Here is a 21,729-nt window from a genome sequence, read left to right as displayed (position 1 = left end):
AATGTCCGTGACGAGTAAGGGTTTCCCTTTGTTCCTGACGTTCGACGTGGACGCCGAGACCATGTGGACGGCGCGCGACGCCGCCTACGCCAAACGCCCCATCCTGATGTCGCAGGGGGCGTACGGCTGGAAGGTCGGCGTGCCGCGCGTGCTGGCGCTGCTGGCGCGCCACGAGGTCCGCGCCACGTTCTTCGTGCCGGGCGTGGTGGCGCTGGCGCATCCGGACATGGTCCGCGCCATCGTCGACCAGGGCCACGAGGTGGCCCACCACAGCCATACGCACCGCTGGATCGTCAACCTGACGCCGCAGGAAGAGCGCGAGGAAATGGAGCGGGGCATGGACGCGCTGGTGCGCACCGCCGGCTACCGGCCGCGCGGCTGGCGCTCGCCGGCGGCCGAGTTCAGCGAAATCACGCTGGACCTGATCCGCGAGTACGGCTTCGATTATTCGTCGAACTTCTTCGACGACGATTCTCCCTACCTGCTGGAGATCGGCGGGCAGTCCACGGACATCGTGGAGCTGCCGTTTCGCTGGGTGCTGGACGATGCGCCGTTTTTTCAGTATTCGATCGTGCTGCCGGGGCGCACGATGCAGTCGCCTTCGGCGGTGCTGGAGGCCTGGAAGCGCGAGTTCGACCTGCTGTACGCCGAGGACCGCATGATGATGCTGGGCATGCATCCCGAGATCATCGGCCAGCCCTCGCGCCTGTACGTGCTGGACGAGATGATCCGCTACGCCAAGGCGCACGAGCGGGTCTGGATAGACCGCTGCGACGTGATCACCGACGACATCCGGCCGCGGCTGCGGAGCGCGGCATGAGCGCGCGGCGGCGCTACCTGGTGGCGGGCGGGGCCAGCGGCATCGGGCTGGCGTTCGCGCGCCTGGCCGCGGACCAGGGCGCGGCGGTGGCGATCCTGGACCGCGATGCCGCGGCGCTGGCCGAGGCCGGCCGCGAACTGCCCCTGGCCGCCGCGCTGGCCTGCGACGTGACCGACAGCGCGGCCGTCGAGCAGGCCGTGCGCGAGGCGGCCGGCGCGCTGGACGGCATCGACGGCGTGGTCAACTGCGCCGGCATAGACCTGCGCGCGGACCTGGAATCCATGCAGGACGCGGACTGGAACCGGGTGCTTTCCGTGAACCTCAGCGGCCCCATGCACGTGTGCCGCGCCAGCGTGCCCTACCTGAAGCAGGCGGGCGGCGGCAGCATCGTCAACGTGTCTTCGGCGGCCGGCCTCAGCCCCTTGTCCGGGCGCAGCGCCTATTGCGCCGCCAAGGCCGGGGTCAATATGTTCGGCAAGGTGCTGGCGATGGAGCTGGCCGCCTACGGCATCCGGGTCGCCACCGTCTGCCCGGGCGCGGTGGACACGCCGCTGTTCCGTTCCAGCTACGAGGACCAGCCCGATCCGCAGGCCGGCCTGGCCGCCATCCGGGCGCGCTACGCGCTGGGGCGCATCGCGCAGCCGGAAGAGCTGGCCGAGGCCATCCTGTTTCTCAGCGGAGCCGGCGCAAGCTACATCACCGGGGCGACCCTGGCGGTGGACGGCGGCCGGAGCTTCCATTGATGCCCGGCGCGCAGTTCGAAGGCAGGACGGTCGTCGTGACCGGCGGCGGGCAGGGCATAGGCGCGGCCGCGGTCCGGCGTTTCGCGGCGCTGGGCGCGCGGGTCGCGGTGCTCGATCTCGATGTGGAAGAGGCCAGGCGGGAAGGGCGCGCCAGCCTCGCCGTCGAGGGCGACTGCACCTCGGGCGCGGTGATGGAGGACTTCTTCGCCCGCGTCGAGGCCGGGCTGGGTCCGCCGGACGTGCTGTTCAACAACGTGGGGCAAAGCGCGCGCGAGCGCTCCGGGCCGTTCGCGCAATCGGAGGAAGCGACCTGGCGCTTCGTGCTGGAGGTGTCGCTGCTGACGGCGATGCGCGCCTCGCGGCTGGTCGCCCCGGGCATGCGGGCGCGCGGCTACGGGCGCATCGTGAACATGAGCAGCGACGCCGCGTTCGCCGGCGACGCCGGCCTGGCCGACTACGCGGCCGCCAAGATGGGCGTGGTCGGATTCACGCGCTCGCTGGCGCGCGAACTGGCGCCCGCCGGCGTCACGGTCAACGCCGTGTGTCCCGGGGCGGTGCGCACGCGCGCGCACGAGCGCCTGTCGCCGGCCATCCTGGCGCGCATCGTGGCGCAGACGCCGGCGGGCTTCGTCGGCGAGCCGGACGACGTGGCGGCGGCCGTGGCCTTCCTGGCCTCTGACGAGGCGCGCTTCATCACGGGACAGACCTTGCTGATCGACGGCGGCCGCTGGATGGTCTAGGGCCTGTGCGTGGATCCTTTTAGTGTGAACAGGCCCTAGAGGAGAAAAGGCGATGGACGAATTGACTGGCATGGACGCGGTGGCCCTGGCCGCGGCGATCCGCGGCGGGCAGGTATCCCCGGTGGAGGCCGTGACGGCGGCGCTGGACCGCATCGCGGCGCGCGCCGACCTGAACGCCTTCATCACCGTGACCGCCGAATCGGCGCTGGCCGCCGCCCGCGCGGCCGAGGCGGCGGTGCGCCGCGGCGACGCGCTGGGGCCGCTGCACGGCGTGCCGTACTCGGTCAAGGACCTGACCCTGACCGCCGGCGTGCGCACCACGATGGGCTCGGCCCTGTACGAAGACTTCGTGCCGCGCGAAGACGCCGTGGCCGTGGCGCGCGTGAAGGCGGCGGGCGCGATCCTGATCGGCAAGACCACCACGCCGGAGTTCGGCCACAAGCAGAGCACGGACGCGCCGCTGTTCGGGCGCACGCTCAACCCCGTCGACCCGCGCTACACCTGCGGCGCTTCCAGCGGCGGCGCGGCGGTGGCCGTGGCGGCCGGCATGGGGCCGCTGGCGCTGGGCACCGACGGCGGCGGCTCGATCCGGATTCCGGCCTCGTGCTGCGGCATCGTGGGCATGAAGGCCACGCTGGGCGCCATTCCCAATCTGCAGCCGGCCGACCTGTTCGGCGCGAATTCCTACGTGGGCCCGATGGCGCGCAACGTCGCCGACACCGCCTTGCTGTATGGCGTGCTGCAGGGCGCGGACCGGCGCGATCCCTATGGCCAGCTCGACCTGCCGGCAGCCGCCCCGGCGCGCGCCACGCTGGCCGGCCTGCGGGTCGCCTATCTGCCTTCCTGCGGCAATCCGGTGGCCCCGGAAGTGCTGGCGGCCACCGACGCGGCCGTGCGCCTGATGCAGGAAGACGGCGCGCACGTGGAGCCGGTGTCGCTGGATTTCGTGTCGCTGGAAAAACACTTCCTGGTCATCCTGGAGGCGGTGACGGCGTCGCGCGTGGGCGACCGGCTGGAGGCCTTCCGCGACCGCCTCGACCCCTCCCTGGTGGCGACGGTGGAGCGCGGCCGGCGGCATGGCGCGGCCGCGCTGCTGGAAGCGGTGGCGGCGCGCACCCAGGCCTTCGGCGCGCTGCAGGCGGTGTTCGAGCGGCACGACGTGCTGGTGTCGCCCACGGTGTCCGCGCCGCCGCTGCCGGTGGAGCAGGACCCCAACGGCATCGTCGAGATCGCCGGCAAGCCGGCCGGCACCATCCGCGGGGCCTGGTATCCGTACACCTATCCCATGAACCTCACGGGCCATCCTGCGCTGTCCATGCCTTGCGGCCGTTCGCCGGGCGGCTTGCCGATAGGCCTGCAGCTTTGCGGCCGCTGGCACGAAGACACCCGGCTGCTGGGCGTGGCCGCAAGGCTGGAGCGCCTGCTCGCCGGCTAGCGGAGCGCCGCCCGCCGCCGCCATTGGGTTGCGGGGCAAAAACGGCCTGCAACGCCAGTCTTCATGCGGGTCTGTCTATGGCGCGGGCGGCTGTGCTATTGTCTTTAACCGGCTGGCTGCGATCATCACTGCGCGGCCAAGCCGGCGATGACGCGGTCCGAGGCTACCTCCTTGGGCGGCGTCCGTGGCAAAAATAAACGCATGACACGATCAAGCGTGGAGACATTACATGAGCCAGTACGGGCCATTGAAGTTGCACGTCCCGGAGCCCACGGGGCGGCCGGGTTGCAAGACCGACTTTTCCTATCTACGCCTGTCGCCGGCCGGCGACGTGCCCAAACCCCCCATTGACGTTGCCGCGGTCGACACCGGCGGGCTGGCCTACAGCCTGATACGGGTCATCGACGACGAAGGCCGCGCCGTCGGTCCGTGGGCGCCGGAGGTCAGCGACGATCTGCTGCGCGCCGGCATGCGGACCATGCTGAAGACGCGCATCTTCGACGGGCGCATGCTGACCGCGCAGCGCAAGAAGAAGATCTCGTTCTACATGCAGAGCCTGGGCGAGGAGGCCATAGGCTCGGCGCATGCGCTGGCGCTGGAACAGGGCGACATGTGCTTTCCGACGTACCGCCAGCAGAGCATCCTGCTGGCGCGCGACGTCTCGCTGGTCACCATGATGTGCCAGCTCATGTCCAACGAGCGCGATCCGCTCAAGGGCCGCCAGCTGCCGGTGATGTACTCGGACCGCGAACGCGGCTTCTTCAGCATCTCGGGCAACCTGGCCACGCAGTTCATCCAGGCGGTGGGCTGGGGCATGGCCTCGGCCATCAAGGGCGACACGCGCATCGCCTCCGGCTGGATCGGCGACGGCGCCACGGCCGAGGCCGACTTTCACACCGCGCTGACCTTCGCCCATGTGTACCGCGCGCCGGTGATCCTGAACGTGGTCAACAACCAGTGGGCCATTTCCACCTTCCAGGCGATCGCCGGCGGCGAAGGCGCCACCTTCGCCGGCCGCGGCGTGGGCTGCGGCATCGCTTCGCTGCGGGTGGACGGCAACGATTTCCTGGCCGTGTATTCGGCCTCGCGCTGGGCCGCCGAACGCGCCCGCCGCAACCTGGGCCCGACCCTGATCGAATGGGTCACCTACCGGGCCGGTCCGCACTCCACTTCCGACGATCCTTCCAAGTACCGCCCCGGCGACGACTGGAGCCACTTCCCGCTGGGCGATCCGATCGAGCGCTTCAAGAAGCACCTGATCCTGCGGGGCATCTGGTCCGACGCCGAGCACGACGCCGTGCGCGCCGAACTCGACGCCGAGATCCTGGCCGCCCAGAAGGAAGCCGAAAGCTACGGCACGCTGGTCGACGGCCACGTCCCCAGCGCCGCCAGCATTTTCGAAGACGTGTACAAGGACATGCCGGAGCACCTGCGCCGGCAGCGCCAGCAGCTCGGAGTCTGACCATGGCAATCGATAACAAAATCGGTCCGGCGTCCGCGTCGATGACCATGATCCAGGCTTTGCGCTCGGCCATGGACGTCATGCTGGAGCGCGACAACAACGTGGTGGTGTTCGGCCAGGACGTGGGTTATTTCGGCGGCGTGTTCCGCTGCACCGAAGGCCTGCAGGCCAAGTACGGCAGTTCGCGCGTGTTCGACACGCCGATCTCCGAAGGCGGCATCGTCGGCGTGGCCGTGGGCATGGGCGCCTACGGCCTGCGTCCGGTCTGCGAGATCCAGTTCGCCGACTACTTCTATCCGGCTTCGGACCAGATCGTGTCCGAGGCCGCGCGCCTGCGCTACCGCTCGGTGGGCGAGTTCATCGCGCCCATGACCATCCGCATGCCCTGCGGCGGCGGGATCTACGGCGGCCAGACGCACAGCCAGAGCCCCGAGGCCATGTTCACGCAGGTCTGCGGCCTGCGCACCGTGATGCCCTCCAATCCCTACGATGCCAAGGGCCTGCTGATCGCGGCCATCGAGAACGACGATCCGGTGATCTTCCTGGAGCCCAAGCGCCTGTACAACGGCCCGTTCGACGGCCACCACGACCGTCCCGTCACGCCCTGGACCGGGCGTCCCGGCAGCGTGGTGCCCACCGGCTACTACACCGTGCCGCTGGACAGCGCCGCGGTGGTGCGCCCGGGCGCCGAACTGACGGTGCTGACCTATGGCACCACGGTGCACGTGTCGGTGGCCGCGGCCGAGGAGACCGGCATCGACGCCGAAGTGATCGACCTGCGCAGCCTGTGGCCGCTGGACCTGGACGCCATCGTCAATTCGGTGAAAAAGACCGGCCGTTGCGTGGTGGTGCACGAGGCCACGCGCACCTGCGGCTTTGGCGCCGAACTGATTTCGCTGGTGCAGGAGCACTGCTTCCATCACCTGGAGGCGCCCGTCGAGCGCGTGACCGGCTGGGACACGCCGTATCCGCACGCCCAGGAATGGGCCTACTTCCCCGGCCCGCGCCGCGTAGGGGAAGCATTCAAGCGCGCGATGGAGGGTTGAGCGATGGGTATTCATATCATCAAGATGCCCGACATCGGCGAAGGCATCGCGGAAGTCGAACTGGTGGGCTGGCACGTCAAGGTCGGCGACAGCGTCGCAGAGGACCAGCCGCTGGCCGACGTGATGACCGACAAGGCCACGGTGGAGATCCCGTCTCCGGTCGTCGGCCGCGTGGTGTCGCTGGGCGGCGAAGTCGGCCAGGTCATGGCCGTGGGCGGCGAACTGATCCGCCTGGAAGTGGAAGGCGAAGGCAACGTCAAGCCGGGCGCGGAAGCGCCGCCGGCCAAGCCCGCCGCGGCGCCGCAGGCGGCTGCCGCCGAGGCGCCCCGCGAAACGGCGAAACCGGCGGTTGAAACGGCGCCGGCCGCGCCCAAGCCGCCGGCCGCTCAGCCGGCCGCATCCCGGCCGGCGCGCCAGGCCGGCGCTGCCGTCGCGCGCCAGCCCGGCGAGAAGCCGCTGGCTTCGCCCGCGGTGCGCAAGCGCGCCTGGGATCTCGGCATAGAACTGCGCTACGTGCCGGGCAGCGGCCCGGCCGGCCGCATCCTGCACGAAGACCTGGACGCGTACCTGCAAGGGCAGGGCGGCGCGACCCTGGCCCGCGGGGGCGCGGCTTACGCCGAGCGCAACGACGAAGAGAACGTGCCGGTCATCGGCCTGCGCCGCAAGATCGCGCAGAAGATGGCGGAGTCCAAGCGCCGCATTCCGCATTTCAGCTACGTCGAGGAAATCGACGTGACCGAACTCGAAGACCTGCGCGCGCAGCTCAACCAGAAATGGGGCGAGTCGCGCGGCAAGCTCACGCTGCTGCCGCTATTGGCGCGCGCCATGGTGGTGGCGCTGCGCGACTTCCCGCAGATCAATGCGCGCTACGACGACGAGGCCGGCGTGGTGACGCGCTACGGCGCCGTGCACATCGGCATCGCCACGCAAAGCGACGGCGGGCTGATGGTGCCGGTCATGCGCCACGCCGAGGCGCGCGACCTGTGGTCGATGGCGGCCGAGATCGCGCGGCTGGCGCAGGCCGTGCGCGACGGCAGCGCCGGGCGCGACGAACTGTCGGGCTCGACCATCACCATCACCAGCCTGGGGCCGCTGGGCGGCATCGTGACCACGCCGGTCATCAACCATCCCGAGGTCGGCATCGTGGGCGTGAACCGCATCGTCGAACGCCCGGCCATCCGCAACGGCGCAGTGGTGGCGCGCAAGCTGATGAACCTGTCGTCGTCCTTCGACCACCGCGTGGTCGACGGCATGGACGCCGCGCGTTTCATCCAGGCCGTGCGCGCGCTGCTCGAGCAGCCCGCTATGCTTTTCGTGGAGTAAGCATGAGCCAGACAACCAAGACGACAACCCTGCTCGTGATCGGCGGCGGCCCCGGCGGCTACGTGGCCGCGATCCGCGCCGGCCAGCTCGGCGTGCCCACCATCCTGGTGGAGGGCGAGCGCCTGGGCGGTACCTGCCTGAACATCGGCTGCATTCCGTCCAAGGCGCTGATCCACGCGGCCGAGGAATACGAAAAAGCGCGCCATTACGCCGACGGCTTGGCGCTGGGCATCTCGGTCTCCAATCCATCCATCGACGTGGCGCGCACCGTGGCGTGGAAGGACGGCATCGTCGGCAGGCTGACCGGCGGCGTGGCCGCGCTCCTGAAGAAAAACGGCGTGGAAGTGGTGCAGGGCTGGGCGCACCTGGTGGACGGCAAGACCGCCCAGGTCGAGACCGCCGCGGGCAGCGTGCGCATCCAGTGCGAACACCTGCTGCTGGCGGCCGGCTCCGAGCCCACGCCGCTGCCTTCCGTGCCGTTCGGCGGCATGGTGGTCTCGTCCACCGAGGCGTTGTCGCCCGCCGACATCCCCAAGAAGCTGGTGGTGGTCGGCGGCGGCTATATCGGGCTGGAACTGGGCACCGTGTACCGCAAGCTGGGCGCGGAAGTGGCCGTGGTCGAGGCGCAGGACCGCATCCTGCCCACCTACGACGCGGAGCTCACCAAGCCCGTGGCCACCGCGCTGGCGAAGATGGGCGTCGAACTGCACCTGGGCCGGAAGGTGCTGGGCCTGAACGGCGCGGGCAACGCCGTGCGGGTGCAGGACGCCGCCGGCGCCGAAACCCAGCTGCCGGCCGACCGCGTGCTGATCGCGGTGGGACGGCGTCCGCGCACGCAGGGCTGGGGGCTGGAAAGCCTGCAGCTCGACCGCAAGGGCAATGCGCTGCGCATCGACGACCAGTGCCGCACTTCCATGCGCGACGTCTGGGCCATCGGCGACATCGCCGGCGAGCCGATGCTGGCGCACCGCGCCATGGCGCAGGGCGAGATGGTCGCGGAAGTGATCGCGGGCAAGCGCCGCCACTTCACGCCGGCCTCGATCCCGGCCGTGTGCTTCACCGATCCCGAGGTGGTGGTGTCGGGCCTGTCGCCGGCCGAGGCCGAGCGCGCAGGGCTGGACTGCCTGTCGGCGTCGTTCCCGTTCGCCGCCAACGGCCGGGCCATGACGCTGGAATCCACCGACGGTTTCGTGCGCGTGGTGGCGCGGCGCGACAACCACCTGGTGGTGGGCTGGCAGGCCGTGGGGCGCGGCGTATCCGAACTGGCGGCGGCGTTCTCGCAGTCGCTGGAAATGGGCGCGACGCTGGAAGACGTGGCCGGCACCATCCACGCCCATCCCACCCTGGGCGAAGCGGTCCAGGAGGCGGCGCTCAAGGCCCTGGGGCACGCGCTGCACATTTAGCGGGAAGGCGCGGCGGCTAGCGGCCGCCGTCGATATACGGCCGCGCCTGCAGGACCAGGATGTCGTCGCCCACCACGGCCCATTCGATGTCCTGGTCGGCGCGGCCGCCCAGCGCCTGCTTGACCCGCCGGCCCACGGCCGCCAGGCGCGCGACCAGCGCGTCGTCCAGCACCTGGCGGTCGCCGGCCACCGGCACTTCGCGCACGCCGCCGGCGGCGTCGGCCACCAGCTTGGTGTCTTCGGCCGAACGCGTCAGCACCTGCACCGCCTTGGACCAGCTCGAATACATCACCTGTTCGGCCTGGCGCCTGCCTTCGACCACCTTGATGCCCAGCCCGCGCTTGGCGGAGATATAGGTCACGTGGCGCCTGCCGGCGTCGAACGGGTCGCGCGTGATCATCACGCCCGAGCTGTCCGAGGGCGCGGCCAATTGCACCAGCACCGCCATCGTCACCGCGTCGTCGCCGATGCCGGCGGCGCGGCGCGCCTCGTAGGCCTCGAAGTTGTAGACCGAGGCCCAGACCGCCAGCACCGCGCGCGTGAGCGCATCGGCCTGCGTCACGTTGGGCACGGTGGTGTACAGGCCCGCGCCGCTGAAGCCGGGCAGGTCTTCGGAATTGGACGAGCTGCGCACGAACACGCCGCGGCCCTGCAGGCGGGTCTGCCAGAGCTTGCGCCAGGCTTCGGCCTGCGCGGCGTCGGGCCGGGCCTGCTCGATGTATTGCCGCAGCGCGGCCAGTTCATTGCGCCGGACCTGGGCGTCGCTGGCGAAATCGGCGCGCCGTTCCAGCGCGGCGACGCGGCCGGGGACGTCCAGCTGCGCCATGAAGGCGGCGTACTGGGCATAGGGAATGCAATAGCCGTCGGGCACGCCGGCCAGGGGCGGCAGGGCTTTCTTCAGGGCGCCGAGGTTGGCCGCCTTGACGCCGCAATAACGGCTGTCGCGCGCGGCCAGCGCGTCCAGCGGCTGCGGCGCGCGCACCGTCAGGTCGGGCCTGGGCAGGGCGCGGGCCGCCCGCGGGCGCTCGACCGCGGCCGGCGCCTCGATGGGCGTGACCTGGTAGCCGTTGCCCGCCACCGTCAGTTCGACCCACTGGCCGTCGTGCTTGCGCAGCGCCGCGACGGCGTCGCGCACGTAGGCGTTGGGGATGCGCCAGCCCTTGGCCAGCAGGTTGACGTGCGAGAGCAGGGTGGAGGGCCGTTGCGTGACCAGTCCGGCCACCGGCGGCAGCGCCACGGGCACCTCGTCCAGCACCACGATGTCGGTGGGCGAGAGGTCCGTGGCCCGGTCCACCGACGCGACGATGCGCAGCCGGCCCTGCGCGCGGCCGGTGTTCAAGGGCAGGAAGGTCTGTTCGCGCAGCAGCGTTTCCTGCGTGACGTAGTCCAGGCCGGCGCGCCGGGCCGTGTCCTCGTGCAGCGTGGAATTGGTCTTGAAGCGCAGCGCCTCGTAGAAGGCCGGACGCAGCGTGGCGTCGGCCAGGGCCAGCAGCTCGGGCGTGAGCCGGTCGCCTTCCCAGAATTCGTAGGTGTAGCCGGGCAGGTCGCGCTGCCAGCTCAGCGTGCCGAAAAGGAAACGCCGCTTCGGGTCCTTGTATTGCGCGATCAGGGTCGCCCTGTCCATACCCGGCATCAGGCCGCGCTGGCGCACGAAATTCTCGTGCAGCGCGTAGCGCGGCGTGTCGATGAAGTAGAGGCGGTTGGCGCGGTCGCGGTCGATCACGAACAGCACGTGGGGGATTTCCAGCGGCGTGCCGGGGTTGTAGACGCGGGCCAGGCCGGCGAATTCGGCCTGGTCGCCGATTCTGGCGAGCGACGGCGGCCCGGCCCGGGGCGCCTGGGCGGCCGGCGCGGGCGCGCCCTCTATCCGCAGCTGCTGCGGGTTCTCGTAGGGCGAGGGCTTGCGGGCCGTCTGGGCCTGGGCCGGCGGCAGCGGCGCGAGCAACAGGCAGGCGATGAGGGAGGTAGACAGCGGACCACGCCCGGGTCGCGCACGCGGCAAGCCCATGCTTTGCGCACCATGAATACGGAAAGCCGGGATGATAATGCAGACTTCAGCCTGCGGACTCGCCGTCGCCCAGCCCGAGCTCCGCCAGGATGGCGGCGGTGTGCTGGCCCAGGGCCGGCACGGCGCCCATCGCGGCGGCCGCGCCGGACAGCGTGGCCGGCGGCAGCAGGGCCTGGATCGGGCCGCCCGGCGTGGCCACCTCGCGCCACCGTCCGCGCGCCGCGAACTGGGGATGGTCCCAGACTTCGTGCATGGTGTTCAGGGCGGAGTTGGCGATGCCGCCGCGGTCCAGCCTGGCCAGCACTTCCTCGCGCGACAGCGGCGCGAAGCACCGCGCGATGCGCGCGTCCAGCGCTTCGCGGTTGCGCACGCGCTGGACGTTGGTGGCGTAGCGTTCGTCGTCGGCCAGCGCCGGGTCCAGCAGCACCTCGGCGCAGAAGCTGCGCCATTCGCGGTCGTTCTGCAGGCCGAAGATCACCGGCTTGCCATCGCCCGCCAGGTATTGGCCGTAGGGCGCGATCGCGGGATGGGCCACGCCGTTGCGGGCCGGCGGCGTGCCGCCGTAGTGCGCGAAGTTCAGGGCGTAGGCGGTCCATTCGGTCAGCGCCTCCAGCATGGTGACCTCGACCCGCAGCCCGGCGCCGGTGCGCGAGCGCTGGATCAGCGCGGACAGGATGCCGGAATACGCGTACATGCCGGCGGCGATGTCGGCGATGGAGATGCCGGTGCGGGCCGGGGCCTCGGGCGTGCCGGTCAGGGAAATCAGGCCGGCGGCGGCCTGGATCAGCAGGTCGTAGGCCTTCTTGTCGCGGTAGGGGCCGTCGTCGCCGTAGCCGGAGATGTCGCACACGATCAGCCTGGGAAATTCCGCCAGCAGCGTTTCATGATCCAGGCCCATGCGGCGCGCGGCGCCGGGCGCCAGGTTCTGAATGAAGACGTCGGCCCGGGCCAGCAGCCGCCGCAGCACGTCGGGCGCGCCGGGCGCCTTGGTGTCCAGCGCCAGGCTTTCCTTGCCGCGGTTGGCCCACACGAAGAACGAGGACTGGCCGTGCACGGTGTCGTCGTAGCCGCGCGCGAAATCGCCGGCCTGCGGCCGTTCGATCTTGATGACGCGCGCGCCCAGGTCGGCCAGCTGGCGGCTGGCGAAGGGGGCGGCGATGGCGTGCTCTAGCGCGACGACGGTGATGCCGTCTAGGGGGCGGGATGCTGCGGTCATATCGTCCTGGGGAGTAGGCCGGGGCGCGTGCCGGACCCGGCGGCGGCAAAGCATTATGGGATGCCCTGCGCGCGCGCGGCCAGTCGATATTTTCAAAGCGGGATTCGAGGTTTTCTAATCGCCGTCCGGCGCGGGATCGGCCTGCGTCACGTAGCTGACGAAGGCCTGCGCGTAGCCCGGAAGCGCGTCCTGGCTGCGCATCACGACGCGCTGTTCGCGCACGGCCCAGGACTCCTCGATCTGCACGCACTCGACCTTGCCCTGCGCCAGCGCCGGGGCGGCCACCGAGCGCGGCACCAGCGAGATGCCGGCGCCTTCCTGCACGCAGCGCAGCACGGCGTCGAAGTTGGGCGCGTGCACGCGCACGCGGGGCTCCAGCCCCATCTGTTCGGCCATCTGCTGCAGGTACAGGAAATTGCTGGTCTTGCGGCCGATGGCGACCAGGTCGTGCGACAGCGCGGTTTCCAGCGAAACGCGCGGGTGCAGCGTCAGCGGATGGCGCGGCGGCACGATGAAGACCAGCTCGTCCTGGCCGTAGCTGATGTATTCCAGCCCGCGCATTTCGATCGCGCCGGCCACCAGGCCGACGTCGGCGCGGCCGTCGAGCACCGCCTTCACGGTCTCCTCGCTGAGGTGCTCTTCGAGGTTGACGTTGACGTTGGGGTAGGCGGCCAGGAAGCGGCTCAGCGCGCCGGGCAGGCTGCTCAGCGTGCTGCTGTTGGCGTAGACGCGGATATTGCCTTCGACGCCGTCGGTATGGCGGCGCATTTCCGCCTGCAGGCGTTCGACGTTGCCCAGGATGGTTTGCGCGTAGCGCAGCACGGTCATGCCGGCGGCGGTGAGCGACATGCCTTTCTGGGTGCGCACGAAAAGCGGCACGCCCATGGCCTGTTCCAGGTTCTTGAGCCGGTAGCTGGCCGACGGCGCCGTCAGGTGCAGTTCGGAAGCGCCGCCGGTGAGGCTTTTGGCTTCGGCAATGGCGACAAACACGCGCAGGTCGGTCAGTTCGTAACGCAAGAGGGCACCTGGGTTGCGGGCGGCGAAAGCGCCGGGGCGGGCCGCTGTTAGAAGGACTCTAAGCCGGATAAGAAACTTTCGACTGGTCCTGGGTTCGGCCTCGTCTCTATATTGTGCCGCACACACAAGACCTATGGAGACAGGCATGAAGCATGGATTTCCCTGGCGCGCCCTGGCGGGCGCCGCCATCGCCGCGGGCATGTTGGCCGGGGCCGGCGCCGCCTCGGCGCAGGACTATCCCGCCAAACCGGTGCGCCTGGTGGTGCCGTATGCGGCGGGCGGGCCCACGGACACCTTCGCCCGCGCGCTGGCCGAGAGCTGGAGCCGCAAGCTGGGCGCGACGCTGGTGGTGGAGAATCGCACCGGCGCCGGCACGCTGGTGGGCACCGAGACCGCGGCCAAGGCCCCGGCCGACGGCTACACGCTGCTGCTGACCACGGTGGCGCACGCGGTCAATCCCAGCATCCACGCCAGCCTGCCGTACCGCACGGTGGAGGACTTCGCGCCCGTGGGCCTGGCCGCCAAGGCGCCGCTGGTGCTGGTGGTGAACAAGAAGGTGCCGGCGCGCACCCTGCCGGAGTTCATGGCCTACCTCAAGGCCAACCCGGGCAAGGTCAATTACGGATCGGCCGGCATCGGCAGCGCGCCGCACCTGGGCGGCGAACTGTTGAACTACATGGCGGGCGTGCGCGCCATGCACGTGCCGTACCGCGGCAGCGCGCCGGCCATGGCGGACGTCATCGGCGGGCACCTGGAATTCATGATCGACAGCGCGCCCACGGGCCTTGCGCAAGTGCAGGCGGGCACGGTGCGGCTGCTGGCCACCTCCATGGCGCAGCGCCTGCCGCAGACGCCGGACACCCCGCCCATCGCCGACGCGGTGCCCGGCTACGAAGCCTATACCTGGAACGCCGTGTTCGCGCCCGCCGGCACGCCGGCCCCGGTCGTGGAGAAGCTCAACGCCACGCTGCGCGCCGCGCTGGCCGATCCCGACCTGAAGCGGCGCGCCTACGACATGGGCCTGGTGCTGCAGCCGGACACGACGCCGGCGGAATTGTCGGCGTTCCTGCAAAGCGAATTGAAAAAGTGGAGCGAAGTCGCCCGCGCCGCCAACATGAGCGCCAACTAGGATAAGGAAACCCGATATGCCCAAGCATCAACTGTGCGCCCAGCGCTATTTCGAGGACTTCGAGGTCGGCGAGGTCTTCGTGCTGCCTTCGCGCACCATGACCGACGCGCTGTTCGCGGCCTTCCAGCTCGCCAGCGGCGACAACCATCCGGTGCACTACGACGTCGAATACTGCCGCGCCCACGGCATGCCCCACATGCTGGCGCACGGATTCCAGGTGGCGATCCAGACGGCCGCCGGCGCCGGCCTGTTCCCGCACATGGTGGAGGATTCGCTCAAGGCCTTCCTGGAACAGAGCAGCCGCTTCCTCAAGCCGGTGTACGTCGGCGACACGCTTTATTCGTCGCTGACGGTGTCGGAGCTGGCGCCCGGGCGCAGCACCGGCGTGCTGGTCATGCAAAGCCTGGTGCGCAACCAGCGCGACGAAACCGTGATGGACGGCGTGCAGAAGTACCTGCTGCGCAAGCGCGAGGCGCAGTAGCGCCGGGTGCGGATACGACAAGGCCCCCATGATGGGGGCCTTTTGCTGCAAGCAGGCGGCGGAGGAATCAGCCCGCGGCCGTTTCCTGCAGCACGCGCTGGGCTTCTTCCTTGACGCGTTCCGGCGCGGTGCCGCCCACGTGCTTGCGCGCGGCGACCGAGCCTTCCAGGGTCAGGACCTCGTGCACGTCCTCGCCGATGCTGGCGTGATAGGCCTGCAGGTCGGCCAGCGACAGGTCGGCCAGGTCGCAGCCGCGCTGTTCGCAGTCGCGCACCGCGTGCGCCACCACTTCGTGGGCGTCGCGGAACGGCACGCCGCGCTTGACCAGGTAGTCGGCCAGGTCGGTGGCGGTGGCGAAGCCCTGCAGCGCCGCGGCGCGCATGTTCTCGGCCTTGACCTTGATGCCGCCGGCCATGTCCGCGAAGATGGTGAGCGTGTCGCGCAGCGTGTCGGCCGTGTCGAACAGGCCTTCCTTGTCTTCCTGGTTGTCCTTGTTGTAGGCCAGGGGCTGGCCCTTCATCAGGGTCAGCAGGGCCACCAGGTGGCCGTTGACGCGGCCGGTCTTGCCGCGGGCCAGCTCGGGCACGTCGGGGTTCTTCTTCTGCGGCATGATCGAGCTGCCGGTGCAGAAGCGGTCGGCCAGGTCGATGAAGCCCACGCGCGGGCTCATCCACAGCACCAACTCTTCGGACAGGCGCGAGACGTGCGTCATGATGAGCGCGCCGGCGGCGCAGAATTCGATGGCGAAGTCGCGGTCGGACACGGCGTCCAGCGAATTGCGGCACACGCCGTCAAAGCCCAGGGTCCGGGCCACGCGTTCGCGGTCGATCGGGAACGAGGTGCCGGCCAGCGCGGCGGCGCCCAGCGGCAGGCGGTTGACGCGGCGGCGGCAGTCGGCCAGGCGCTCGGCGTCGCGGCCGAACATTTCGGCGTAGGCCAGCAGATGGTGGCCGAAGGTGACCGGCTGGGCGACCTGCAGGTGCGTGAAGCCCGGCATGATGGTGGCGGCGTTCTCCAGCGCGACCGCGGCCAGGGCGTGGCGCAGCTGGCGCAGCAGGTCCTGCAGGGTGTCGATTTCGGCGCGCAGCCACAGGCGGATGTCGGTGGCGACCTGGTCGTTGCGCGAACGGCCGGTGTGCAGGCGCTTGCCCGCGTCGCCGACCAGTTCCACCAGGCGCTTCTCGATGTTCAGGTGCACGTCTTCGAGGTCGAGCAGCCACTGGAAGCTGCCGGCGTCGATTTCGGCCAGGATCTGGGTCATGCCGCGCTGGATGTCGGCCAGGTCCTGGGCGCCGATGATGCCCTGGGCGGCCAGCATGTCGGCGTGCGCCAGCGAACCCTGGATGTCGAAGCGCGCCAGGCGCTTGTCGAAATCCACGGACGCCGTATAGCGCTTGACGAGTTCGGAAACCGGTTCCGAGAACCGGGCGGACCAGGCCTGCGCCTTGTTGGCGAACTGGTTTTGATCGGGGGAGGGAGTGTTTGCCATGATGGCCCGAATTATAAAGCCTTGCGCATGGCGGCGGCCAAGGCGGCCGGGGTGAACCTCCGGCCGGCCCGGTTGTCGGATAATTCGGACTGGTTTCAAGAATAACGAGCAGGAATACAGCCTATGCCCATGGAATGGGAACAACTGGTCACCCAAATGGACGCCCATCTGCCGCGCGAGCCCTGGGCGCAGACGCTGATCGGCATCGGGGTGCTGATCCTGACGGCGCTGTTCATCCAGTGGGTGGTGGCGCGGGTGGTGCTGCTGCTGGCGCACCGGGTGCTGGTGCTGAGCGGCAGGCGCGACTGGGACAAGGCGCTGCTGCGCCACCGCGCCTACCAGAACCTCTGGTACGCCGTGCCGTTCGCCGTGGTGTCGATGGGCATAGGCCTGGTGCCGCACGTCGAGCGGGCGGTGGAGATCGTGGGGCGGCTGGCGCATGCCGGCGCATGGATCTGCGTGTTCATCGCGCTCTCGGGGGTGCTGAGCGCCTGGCAGGACACCTATTCGGCCACCACCCGGGCGCAGACCCGCTCCATCAAGGGCTATATCCAGATCGGCAAGCTCGTCCTGATGGCGATATGCACCGTTTTGGTGCTTTCCATCCTGATCGACCGCTCGCCGCTGTGGATGATCTCCGGCCTGGGCGCGCTGTCGGCGGTGCTGCTGCTGGTGTTCAAGGACACGCTGCTGTCGCTGGTGGCCAGCACCCAGCTGACCAGCAACGACATGCTGCGCATCGGCGACTGGATCGAGATGCCGCAGGCCAACGCCGACGGCTTCGTCAAGGACATCGCGCTGCATACGGTCAAGGTGCAGAACTGGGACAACACCGTCACCACCGTGCCCACCTACAAGCTGTTCTCGGAAAGCTACCGCAACTACCGCCACATGTTCGAATCCGGCGGCCGGCGCATCAAGCGCACGCTGCGGGTGGACGCGGCCAGCGTGCGCTTCCTGGCCGAGGAAGAGGCGCAGCAGCTGATGCGCTTTCGCCTGCTGCACGACTACCTGCAGGCCAAGACGCACGACATCGCCCACGCCAACCAGACCATGGGCGAGCTGGCCAGCGTGCCGGCCAACCGCCGCCGCCTGACCAATATCGGCACCCTGCGGGCCTACGCCCTGGCCTATCTGAAGCAGAATCCCGAGATCCGCCAGGACATGGCGATGATGGTGCGCATGATGGAGCCGACCTCCGAGGGCATCCCGATCGAGGTCTATTGCTTTACCGCCGTGACCGCCTGGGTGGAGTACGAGCGCATCCAGGGCGACGTGTTCGACCACCTGCTGGCGATCATGCCCGAGCTGGGGCTGCGCCTGTACCAGCAGCCCTCCGGCGCCGACATCGGCGCGATGGGCAGCAACCTGCGCGAGGGCGCGCTGCAATCGGCGCTGGCGGCCTCGGCCGAGCGCGGGCTGCCCGACGCCAGGATGCCGCAGCAGGTGAGATAATCGCTCATCCGTTCCCACAGCCGTCCATAGGCCCCTAGCTGATGTCGAACCCGTTCTTCAACCTGTATTCCCACGGCTTCGCCCGGGTCGCGGTGGGCGTGCCCGAGTGCCGCGTCGCCGATCCGGCCTTCAACGCCGCCCAGACCATTTCGCTGGCGCAGCAGGCCGCCCAGGGCGGCGCGGTGCTGGCGGCGTTTCCCGAGCTGGGCCTGTCGGCCTATACCTGCGACGACCTGTTCCACCAGAAGGCCCTGCTGGACGCCTGCGAGGCGGCCCTGGGCCAGGTGGTGGCGGCCACCGCCGAGCTCGATATCGCGATCATCGTCGGCGCGCCGCTGCGCGTGGCCCACCAGTTGTTCAACTGCGCCGTCGTGGCCGCCGGCGGCCGGGTGCTGGGCGTGGTGCCCAAGACCTACCTGCCCAATTACGGCGAGTTCTACGAGGCCCGCCAGTTCAGCGCGGCCGATTGCGCCGCCGTGTCCGAGATCCGGCTGCTGGGCCAGACGGCGCCGTTCGGCTCCGAGCTGATCTTCCAGATGGAGCAGCTGCCGCTGTTCCAGTTCCACGTCGAGATCTGCGAGGATGTCTGGGTGCCCATCCCGCCGTCCTCGTTCGCGGCGCTGGCCGGGGCCACGGTGCTGGTCAACCTGTCGGCCTCCAACATCGTGATCGGCAAGTCGGAATACCGCCACCAGCTGGTGGCGCAGCAGTCGGCGCGCTGCCTGTCGGCCTATATGTACACCTCGGCGGGGCGTGGCGAATCCTCCACCGACATGGCCTGGGACGGCCAGGCCCTGATCTACGAAAACGGCGAACTGCTGGCCGAATCCGAGCGCTTCCTGGGCCATTCCCACCTGATCTTCTCGGACGTGGACCTCGAACGCCTGTCGCGCGAGCGCATGCGCCAGACCACCTTCGGCCAGTCGGCGCGGCGCCACCAGGACGAGGTGCGCAAGTTCCGCAGCGTGCCGGTGCCGGTGCGCCCGCCGCTGGACGATTCCGAGCTGCCGCTGGAGCGGCGCGTGGCGCGCTTTCCCTACGTGCCGGCCGACCCGCGCCGCCGCGACGCCCGCTGCAAAGAGGTCTACAACATCCAGGTCCAGGCCCTGGTCCAGCGCCTGTCGGCCAGCCGCATGTCCAAGGTGGTCATCGGCATCTCCGGCGGGCTGGACTCGACCCACGCGCTGCTGGTCTGCGCCGAGGCCATGGACGCGCTGGACCTGCCGCGCTCCAACATCCTGGCCGTCACCATGCCCGGCTTCGCCACCAGCACCCGCACGCTGCAGCAGGCGCGCCGGCTGATGGCGGTGGTGGGCTGCACCGCCTCCGAAATCGATATCCGCCCCAGCTGCCTGCAGATGCTCAAGGACCTGGGCCATCCCTACGCCGAGGGCCAGCCGGTCTATGACATCACGTTCGAGAACGTCCAGGCCGGCGAGCGCACCAACCACCTGTTCCGGCTGGCGAATTTCAGCAACGCCATCGTCATCGGCACGGGCGACCTGAGCGAGCTGGCGCTGGGCTGGTGCACCTACGGGGTGGGCGACCACATGTCGCACTACAGCGTCAACGCCAGCGTGCCCAAGACGCTGATCACCCACCTGGTGCGCTGGGTGGCCGAATCCGGCCGCCTGGGCGACGAAGGCGCGGCGGTGCTGCTGGACGTGCTGGGCACCGACGTCAGCCCCGAACTGGTGCCGGGCGGCGCCGACGACAAGCCCGGGCAGAAGAGCGAAGACGCCATCGGTCCCTACGAGCTGCAGGACTTCAACCTGTACTACACGCTGCGCTACGGCTTCGCGCCCACCAAGGTGGCGTTCCTGGCGCTGGCGGCCTGGCGCGACCGCGACGCGGGCGCCTGGCCCGAGGGCGGGCACGTGGTCCGCAACCAGTACGACCTGGCGGCCATCAAGCGCAACCTGAAGATCTTCCTGGATCGCTTCTTCCGCCTCAGCCAGTTCAAGCGCACCTGCGTGCCGAACGCCCCGAAGGTCGGTTCGGGCGGCTCGCTGTCGCCGCGCGGCGACTGGCGCGCGCCCAGCGACTCCGAGTCGGTGGTGTGGATGCGCGACGCCGAGCGCATTCCCGACCAGGAGCCCTAGGGCCTGTTCACACTAAAAGGAGCCATGCACAGGCCCTAGGCGGGCGGGTTTTCCCTCCCCGCGCAGCCCCCGCTGACGCCGGCCTGGCCGGTGGTATTCTCTTATCCATCGCGCCTGGCCGCCCCGCGGCGGCCGGGCGCCGCAACAGATCGAAAATCCAGGACGACAAACGTGAAACAAGTCACCGCCATCATCAAACCCTTCAAGCTCGACGAAGTCCGCGAAGCGCTGGCCGAAGTCGGCGTCAGCGGCCTGACCGTGACCGAAGTGAAGGGTTTCGGCCGCCAGAAAGGCCATACCGAGCTTTATCGCGGCGCCGAATACGTGGTGGACTTTCTGCCCAAGATCCGCGTCGAGGTGGTGCTGCCGGACAACCAGGTCGAGGCCGCCATCGAGGCCATCGTCAAGGCCGCCCGCACCGGCAAGATCGGCGACGGCAAGATTTTCGTCACCCCCGTGGAACAGGCCATCCGCATCCGCACCGGCGAAAGCGACGAAGCGGCGCTGTAGTTTCAGCCCGCGGCCTCGGCCCGCTACCGGATGAGCTGGTTCATCTCCAGGATCGGCATCATCACGGCCAGCACGATCAGCAGCACGAATCCCCCCATCAGCAGGATCAGCGCCGGCTCGAGCAGCGCCGTCATGGCCATGGCGCGCCGCTCCAGGTCGCGCGACAGGTTCTGCGCGCCGCGGTCCAGCAGTTCGGGCAGGCGGCCGGTCTTTTCGCCGCTGGCGATCAGGTGCACCAGCAGCGAAGGAAACACCTTCTGCGCGCCCAGCGAGGACGATAGCGCCGCGCCCTCGCGCACCCGCGCGGCGGCGTCGTCCACCGCCTGGCGCAGCACGTCGTTGCCCAATGTGCGGCGCGCGGCCTCCAGCGCCGTCAGCAGCGCCACGCCGCTGCCCGACAGGATCGCCAGCGTCGAGGCGAAGCGCGCCGCGTTCACGCCCAGCACGAAGCGCCCGGCCAGCGGCAGGCGCAGCACGCGCGCATGCCAGGCGCGCCGCGCCGCCGGGGCGCGCAGCGCATAGCGCCACAGCGCGATGGCCGCGGCCAGCGCCGCGCCGGTGGCCACGCCCCATTCGCGCACATAATCCGACAGCGACAGCATGATGCGCGTCAGCAGCGGCAGTTCCTGCTTGGCCTGGCTGAACGCCGACACCACCTGCGGCACCACGTAGCCCAGCAGGAATATCACGATCACGACCGATACGCAGGCCACGACTGCCGGATAGATGAAGGCGGTCATGACCTTGCTGCGCAGGGCGTTGCGCTCTTCGATGTAGTCGGCCAGTTTTTCCATCACCTGCGCCAGGTCGCCGGATTCCTCGCCGGCGGCGATCAGCGCGCGGTAGATCTCGGGGAAATCGCGCGGCCGCGCGGCCAGCGCCACCGACAGCCGGTGGCCGGCGCGCACGTCGTCGCGCACGCCGCCCAGGCTGGCGGCGATGTGTTTTTTCTCGGCCTGGTCCAGCGTGGCGCTCAGGGCCGCGTCCAGCGGCAGGCTGGCGGCCAGCAGGCTGGCGAGCTGACGCGTGATCCAGGCCAGGTCGGCGTCCGACAGGCGCGCGCGCAGCGAGGCGCCCAGCCCTTCGGCGCGCGCCGCCGGCGCGGTCGACAGCGGCAGCAGGCCGCGGCCGCGCAACTGGTTGCGCGCGCCGCGTTCGGTGTCTGCGTCGATGGTGCCGCGGACGATTTTTCCGAGCGCGTCGGTGGCTTCGTAACGAAAGGATGGCATGGTGGCAAAGCGTCGGCCGCGCGCGCGTCCGATCGCGCGAAAGGCCCGTATTCAAAGGGTTTCCAGGCCGTCACCTTGCCTCTGGATTATGACCGTAGTGTTGCAGTGTCACCCCGTATAC

18 protein-coding genes are annotated in these 21,729 nt (G+C 69.8%); 13 read left to right on the top strand and 5 right to left on the bottom strand.

The window, feature by feature from the left end:
- Window position 1 precedes the first annotated feature (1 nt).
- The 8 genes from AC1IQ6_RS15935 to lpdA all read left to right on the top strand — a co-directional run bounded on the left by AC1IQ6_RS15935 (window position 2) and on the right by lpdA (window position 8,972).
- Window positions 2-820, top strand: coding sequence for a polysaccharide deacetylase family protein (locus AC1IQ6_RS15935; protein ID WP_111825333.1), 819 nt, complete (start codon window positions 2-4; stop codon window positions 818-820).
- The gene (locus tag AC1IQ6_RS15930; RefSeq protein ID WP_102770827.1) at window positions 817-1,563 is read left to right on the top strand and encodes an SDR family NAD(P)-dependent oxidoreductase; all 747 of its coding nucleotides are present in this window, start codon (window positions 817-819) and stop codon (window positions 1,561-1,563) included. The genes AC1IQ6_RS15935 and AC1IQ6_RS15930 overlap by 4 nt, the downstream gene beginning before the upstream one ends.
- On the top strand, window positions 1,563-2,303 hold the full coding sequence (locus AC1IQ6_RS15925; RefSeq protein ID WP_485864920.1) for an SDR family NAD(P)-dependent oxidoreductase: 741 nt from the start codon (window positions 1,563-1,565) through the stop codon (window positions 2,301-2,303). Before AC1IQ6_RS15930 ends, AC1IQ6_RS15925 begins: the two co-directional genes overlap by 1 nt.
- Window positions 2,304-2,355: 52 nt before the next feature.
- Window positions 2,356-3,738 (top strand): amidase, encoded by a 1,383-nt coding sequence (locus AC1IQ6_RS15920; RefSeq protein ID WP_485864919.1) that lies wholly within the window; start codon window positions 2,356-2,358, stop codon window positions 3,736-3,738.
- A 229-nt stretch (window positions 3,739-3,967) separates the two neighbouring features.
- Window positions 3,968-5,200, top strand: a complete 1,233-nt coding sequence (locus AC1IQ6_RS15915) for a 3-methyl-2-oxobutanoate dehydrogenase (2-methylpropanoyl-transferring) subunit alpha (RefSeq protein WP_102770830.1) — start codon at window positions 3,968-3,970, stop codon at window positions 5,198-5,200.
- A 2-nt stretch (window positions 5,201-5,202) separates the two neighbouring features.
- Window positions 5,203-6,246 carry an alpha-ketoacid dehydrogenase subunit beta gene (locus AC1IQ6_RS15910; protein ID WP_102770831.1) on the top strand — a complete coding sequence of 348 codons (1,044 nt, stop codon included), beginning with the start codon at window positions 5,203-5,205 and terminating at the stop codon, window positions 6,244-6,246.
- A 3-nt stretch (window positions 6,247-6,249) separates the two neighbouring features.
- Complete coding sequence (locus tag AC1IQ6_RS15905; protein ID WP_485864918.1) at window positions 6,250-7,569, top strand: dihydrolipoamide acetyltransferase family protein; 1,320 nt, start codon at window positions 6,250-6,252, stop codon at window positions 7,567-7,569.
- A 2-nt stretch (window positions 7,570-7,571) separates the two neighbouring features.
- Window positions 7,572-8,972 carry a dihydrolipoyl dehydrogenase gene (gene lpdA / locus AC1IQ6_RS15900; protein ID WP_485864917.1) on the top strand — a complete coding sequence of 467 codons (1,401 nt, stop codon included), beginning with the start codon at window positions 7,572-7,574 and terminating at the stop codon, window positions 8,970-8,972.
- A gap of 16 nt (window positions 8,973-8,988) precedes the next feature.
- Here lpdA and AC1IQ6_RS15895 read toward each other — a convergent pair whose 3' ends face one another.
- The 3 genes from AC1IQ6_RS15895 to AC1IQ6_RS15885 all read right to left on the bottom strand — a co-directional run bounded on the left by AC1IQ6_RS15895 (window position 8,989) and on the right by AC1IQ6_RS15885 (window position 13,213).
- Window positions 8,989-10,980, bottom strand: coding sequence for a PEP/pyruvate-binding domain-containing protein (locus AC1IQ6_RS15895; RefSeq protein ID WP_485864916.1), 1,992 nt, complete (start codon window positions 10,978-10,980; stop codon window positions 8,989-8,991).
- 46 nt (window positions 10,981-11,026) lie between these two features.
- Window positions 11,027-12,196, bottom strand: coding sequence for a CaiB/BaiF CoA transferase family protein (locus AC1IQ6_RS15890; protein ID WP_479729948.1), 1,170 nt, complete (start codon window positions 12,194-12,196; stop codon window positions 11,027-11,029).
- A gap of 114 nt (window positions 12,197-12,310) precedes the next feature.
- Window positions 12,311-13,213 carry a LysR family transcriptional regulator gene (locus AC1IQ6_RS15885; RefSeq protein WP_102770836.1) on the bottom strand — a complete coding sequence of 301 codons (903 nt, stop codon included), beginning with the start codon at window positions 13,211-13,213 and terminating at the stop codon, window positions 12,311-12,313.
- Between the two features lie 145 nt (window positions 13,214-13,358).
- Between AC1IQ6_RS15885 and AC1IQ6_RS15880 the strand changes: the two genes are divergently transcribed.
- The gene (locus tag AC1IQ6_RS15880; protein WP_485864915.1) at window positions 13,359-14,342 is read left to right on the top strand and encodes a tripartite tricarboxylate transporter substrate binding protein; all 984 of its coding nucleotides are present in this window, start codon (window positions 13,359-13,361) and stop codon (window positions 14,340-14,342) included.
- Window positions 14,343-14,358: 16 nt separating this feature from the next.
- Window positions 14,359-14,823 carry a MaoC family dehydratase gene (locus tag AC1IQ6_RS15875; RefSeq protein WP_111825325.1) on the top strand — a complete coding sequence of 155 codons (465 nt, stop codon included), beginning with the start codon at window positions 14,359-14,361 and terminating at the stop codon, window positions 14,821-14,823.
- A gap of 67 nt (window positions 14,824-14,890) precedes the next feature.
- On the opposite strand, the gene argH is transcribed toward AC1IQ6_RS15875, so the two are convergent.
- On the bottom strand, window positions 14,891-16,312 hold the full coding sequence (argH, locus tag AC1IQ6_RS15870) for an argininosuccinate lyase (RefSeq protein ID WP_102770838.1): 1,422 nt from the start codon (window positions 16,310-16,312) through the stop codon (window positions 14,891-14,893).
- Between the two features lie 123 nt (window positions 16,313-16,435).
- Between argH and AC1IQ6_RS15865 the strand changes: the two genes are divergently transcribed.
- From AC1IQ6_RS15865 to AC1IQ6_RS15855, 3 genes are all read left to right on the top strand, one after another.
- Window positions 16,436-17,767 (top strand): mechanosensitive ion channel family protein, encoded by a 1,332-nt coding sequence (locus AC1IQ6_RS15865; protein WP_485864914.1) that lies wholly within the window; start codon window positions 16,436-16,438, stop codon window positions 17,765-17,767.
- A 41-nt stretch (window positions 17,768-17,808) separates the two neighbouring features.
- A complete protein-coding gene (locus AC1IQ6_RS15860) occupies window positions 17,809-19,869 on the top strand; it encodes an NAD(+) synthase (RefSeq protein ID WP_102770839.1) in 2,061 nt (686 codons plus the stop codon).
- Window positions 19,870-20,040: 171 nt separating this feature from the next.
- Window positions 20,041-20,379, top strand: coding sequence for a P-II family nitrogen regulator (locus AC1IQ6_RS15855; protein ID WP_102770840.1), 339 nt, complete (start codon window positions 20,041-20,043; stop codon window positions 20,377-20,379).
- Between the two features lie 23 nt (window positions 20,380-20,402).
- Here AC1IQ6_RS15855 and gspF read toward each other — a convergent pair whose 3' ends face one another.
- A complete protein-coding gene (gene gspF, locus AC1IQ6_RS15850; RefSeq protein ID WP_485864913.1) occupies window positions 20,403-21,608 on the bottom strand; it encodes a type II secretion system inner membrane protein GspF in 1,206 nt (401 codons plus the stop codon).
- Window positions 21,609-21,729: the final 121 nt, after the last annotated feature.

This window comes from Achromobacter sp. MUI-25009338, assembly GCF_057359325.1.
This window is presented reverse-complemented; position numbering and strand designations above follow the sequence as displayed.

Bases quoted from the DNA above. Each gene is read 5' to 3' on its own strand.
- lpdA (WP_485864917.1), top strand. From the start codon at position 7,572: ATGAGCCAGACAACCAAGACGACAACCCTGCTCGTGATCGGCGGCGGC.
- AC1IQ6_RS15865 (WP_485864914.1), top strand. From the start codon at position 16,436: ATGCCCATGGAATGGGAACAACTGGTCACCCAAATGGACGCCCATCTG.
- AC1IQ6_RS15905 (WP_485864918.1), top strand. From the start codon at position 6,250: ATGGGTATTCATATCATCAAGATGCCCGACATCGGCGAAGGCATCGCG.
- AC1IQ6_RS15860 (WP_102770839.1), top strand. From the start codon at position 17,809: ATGTCGAACCCGTTCTTCAACCTGTATTCCCACGGCTTCGCCCGGGTC.
- AC1IQ6_RS15890 (WP_479729948.1), bottom strand. From the start codon at position 12,196: ATGACCGCAGCATCCCGCCCCCTAGACGGCATCACCGTCGTCGCGCTA.
- gspF (WP_485864913.1), bottom strand. From the start codon at position 21,608: ATGCCATCCTTTCGTTACGAAGCCACCGACGCGCTCGGAAAAATCGTC.
- argH (WP_102770838.1), bottom strand. From the start codon at position 16,312: ATGGCAAACACTCCCTCCCCCGATCAAAACCAGTTCGCCAACAAGGCG.
- AC1IQ6_RS15935 (WP_111825333.1), top strand. From the start codon at position 2: ATGTCCGTGACGAGTAAGGGTTTCCCTTTGTTCCTGACGTTCGACGTG.
- AC1IQ6_RS15895 (WP_485864916.1), bottom strand. From the start codon at position 10,980: ATGGGCTTGCCGCGTGCGCGACCCGGGCGTGGTCCGCTGTCTACCTCC.
- AC1IQ6_RS15880 (WP_485864915.1), top strand. From the start codon at position 13,359: ATGAAGCATGGATTTCCCTGGCGCGCCCTGGCGGGCGCCGCCATCGCC.
- AC1IQ6_RS15925 (WP_485864920.1), top strand. From the start codon at position 1,563: ATGCCCGGCGCGCAGTTCGAAGGCAGGACGGTCGTCGTGACCGGCGGC.
- AC1IQ6_RS15915 (WP_102770830.1), top strand. From the start codon at position 3,968: ATGAGCCAGTACGGGCCATTGAAGTTGCACGTCCCGGAGCCCACGGGG.
- AC1IQ6_RS15910 (WP_102770831.1), top strand. From the start codon at position 5,203: ATGGCAATCGATAACAAAATCGGTCCGGCGTCCGCGTCGATGACCATG.
- AC1IQ6_RS15920 (WP_485864919.1), top strand. From the start codon at position 2,356: ATGGACGAATTGACTGGCATGGACGCGGTGGCCCTGGCCGCGGCGATC.
- AC1IQ6_RS15930 (WP_102770827.1), top strand. From the start codon at position 817: ATGAGCGCGCGGCGGCGCTACCTGGTGGCGGGCGGGGCCAGCGGCATC.
- AC1IQ6_RS15875 (WP_111825325.1), top strand. From the start codon at position 14,359: ATGCCCAAGCATCAACTGTGCGCCCAGCGCTATTTCGAGGACTTCGAG.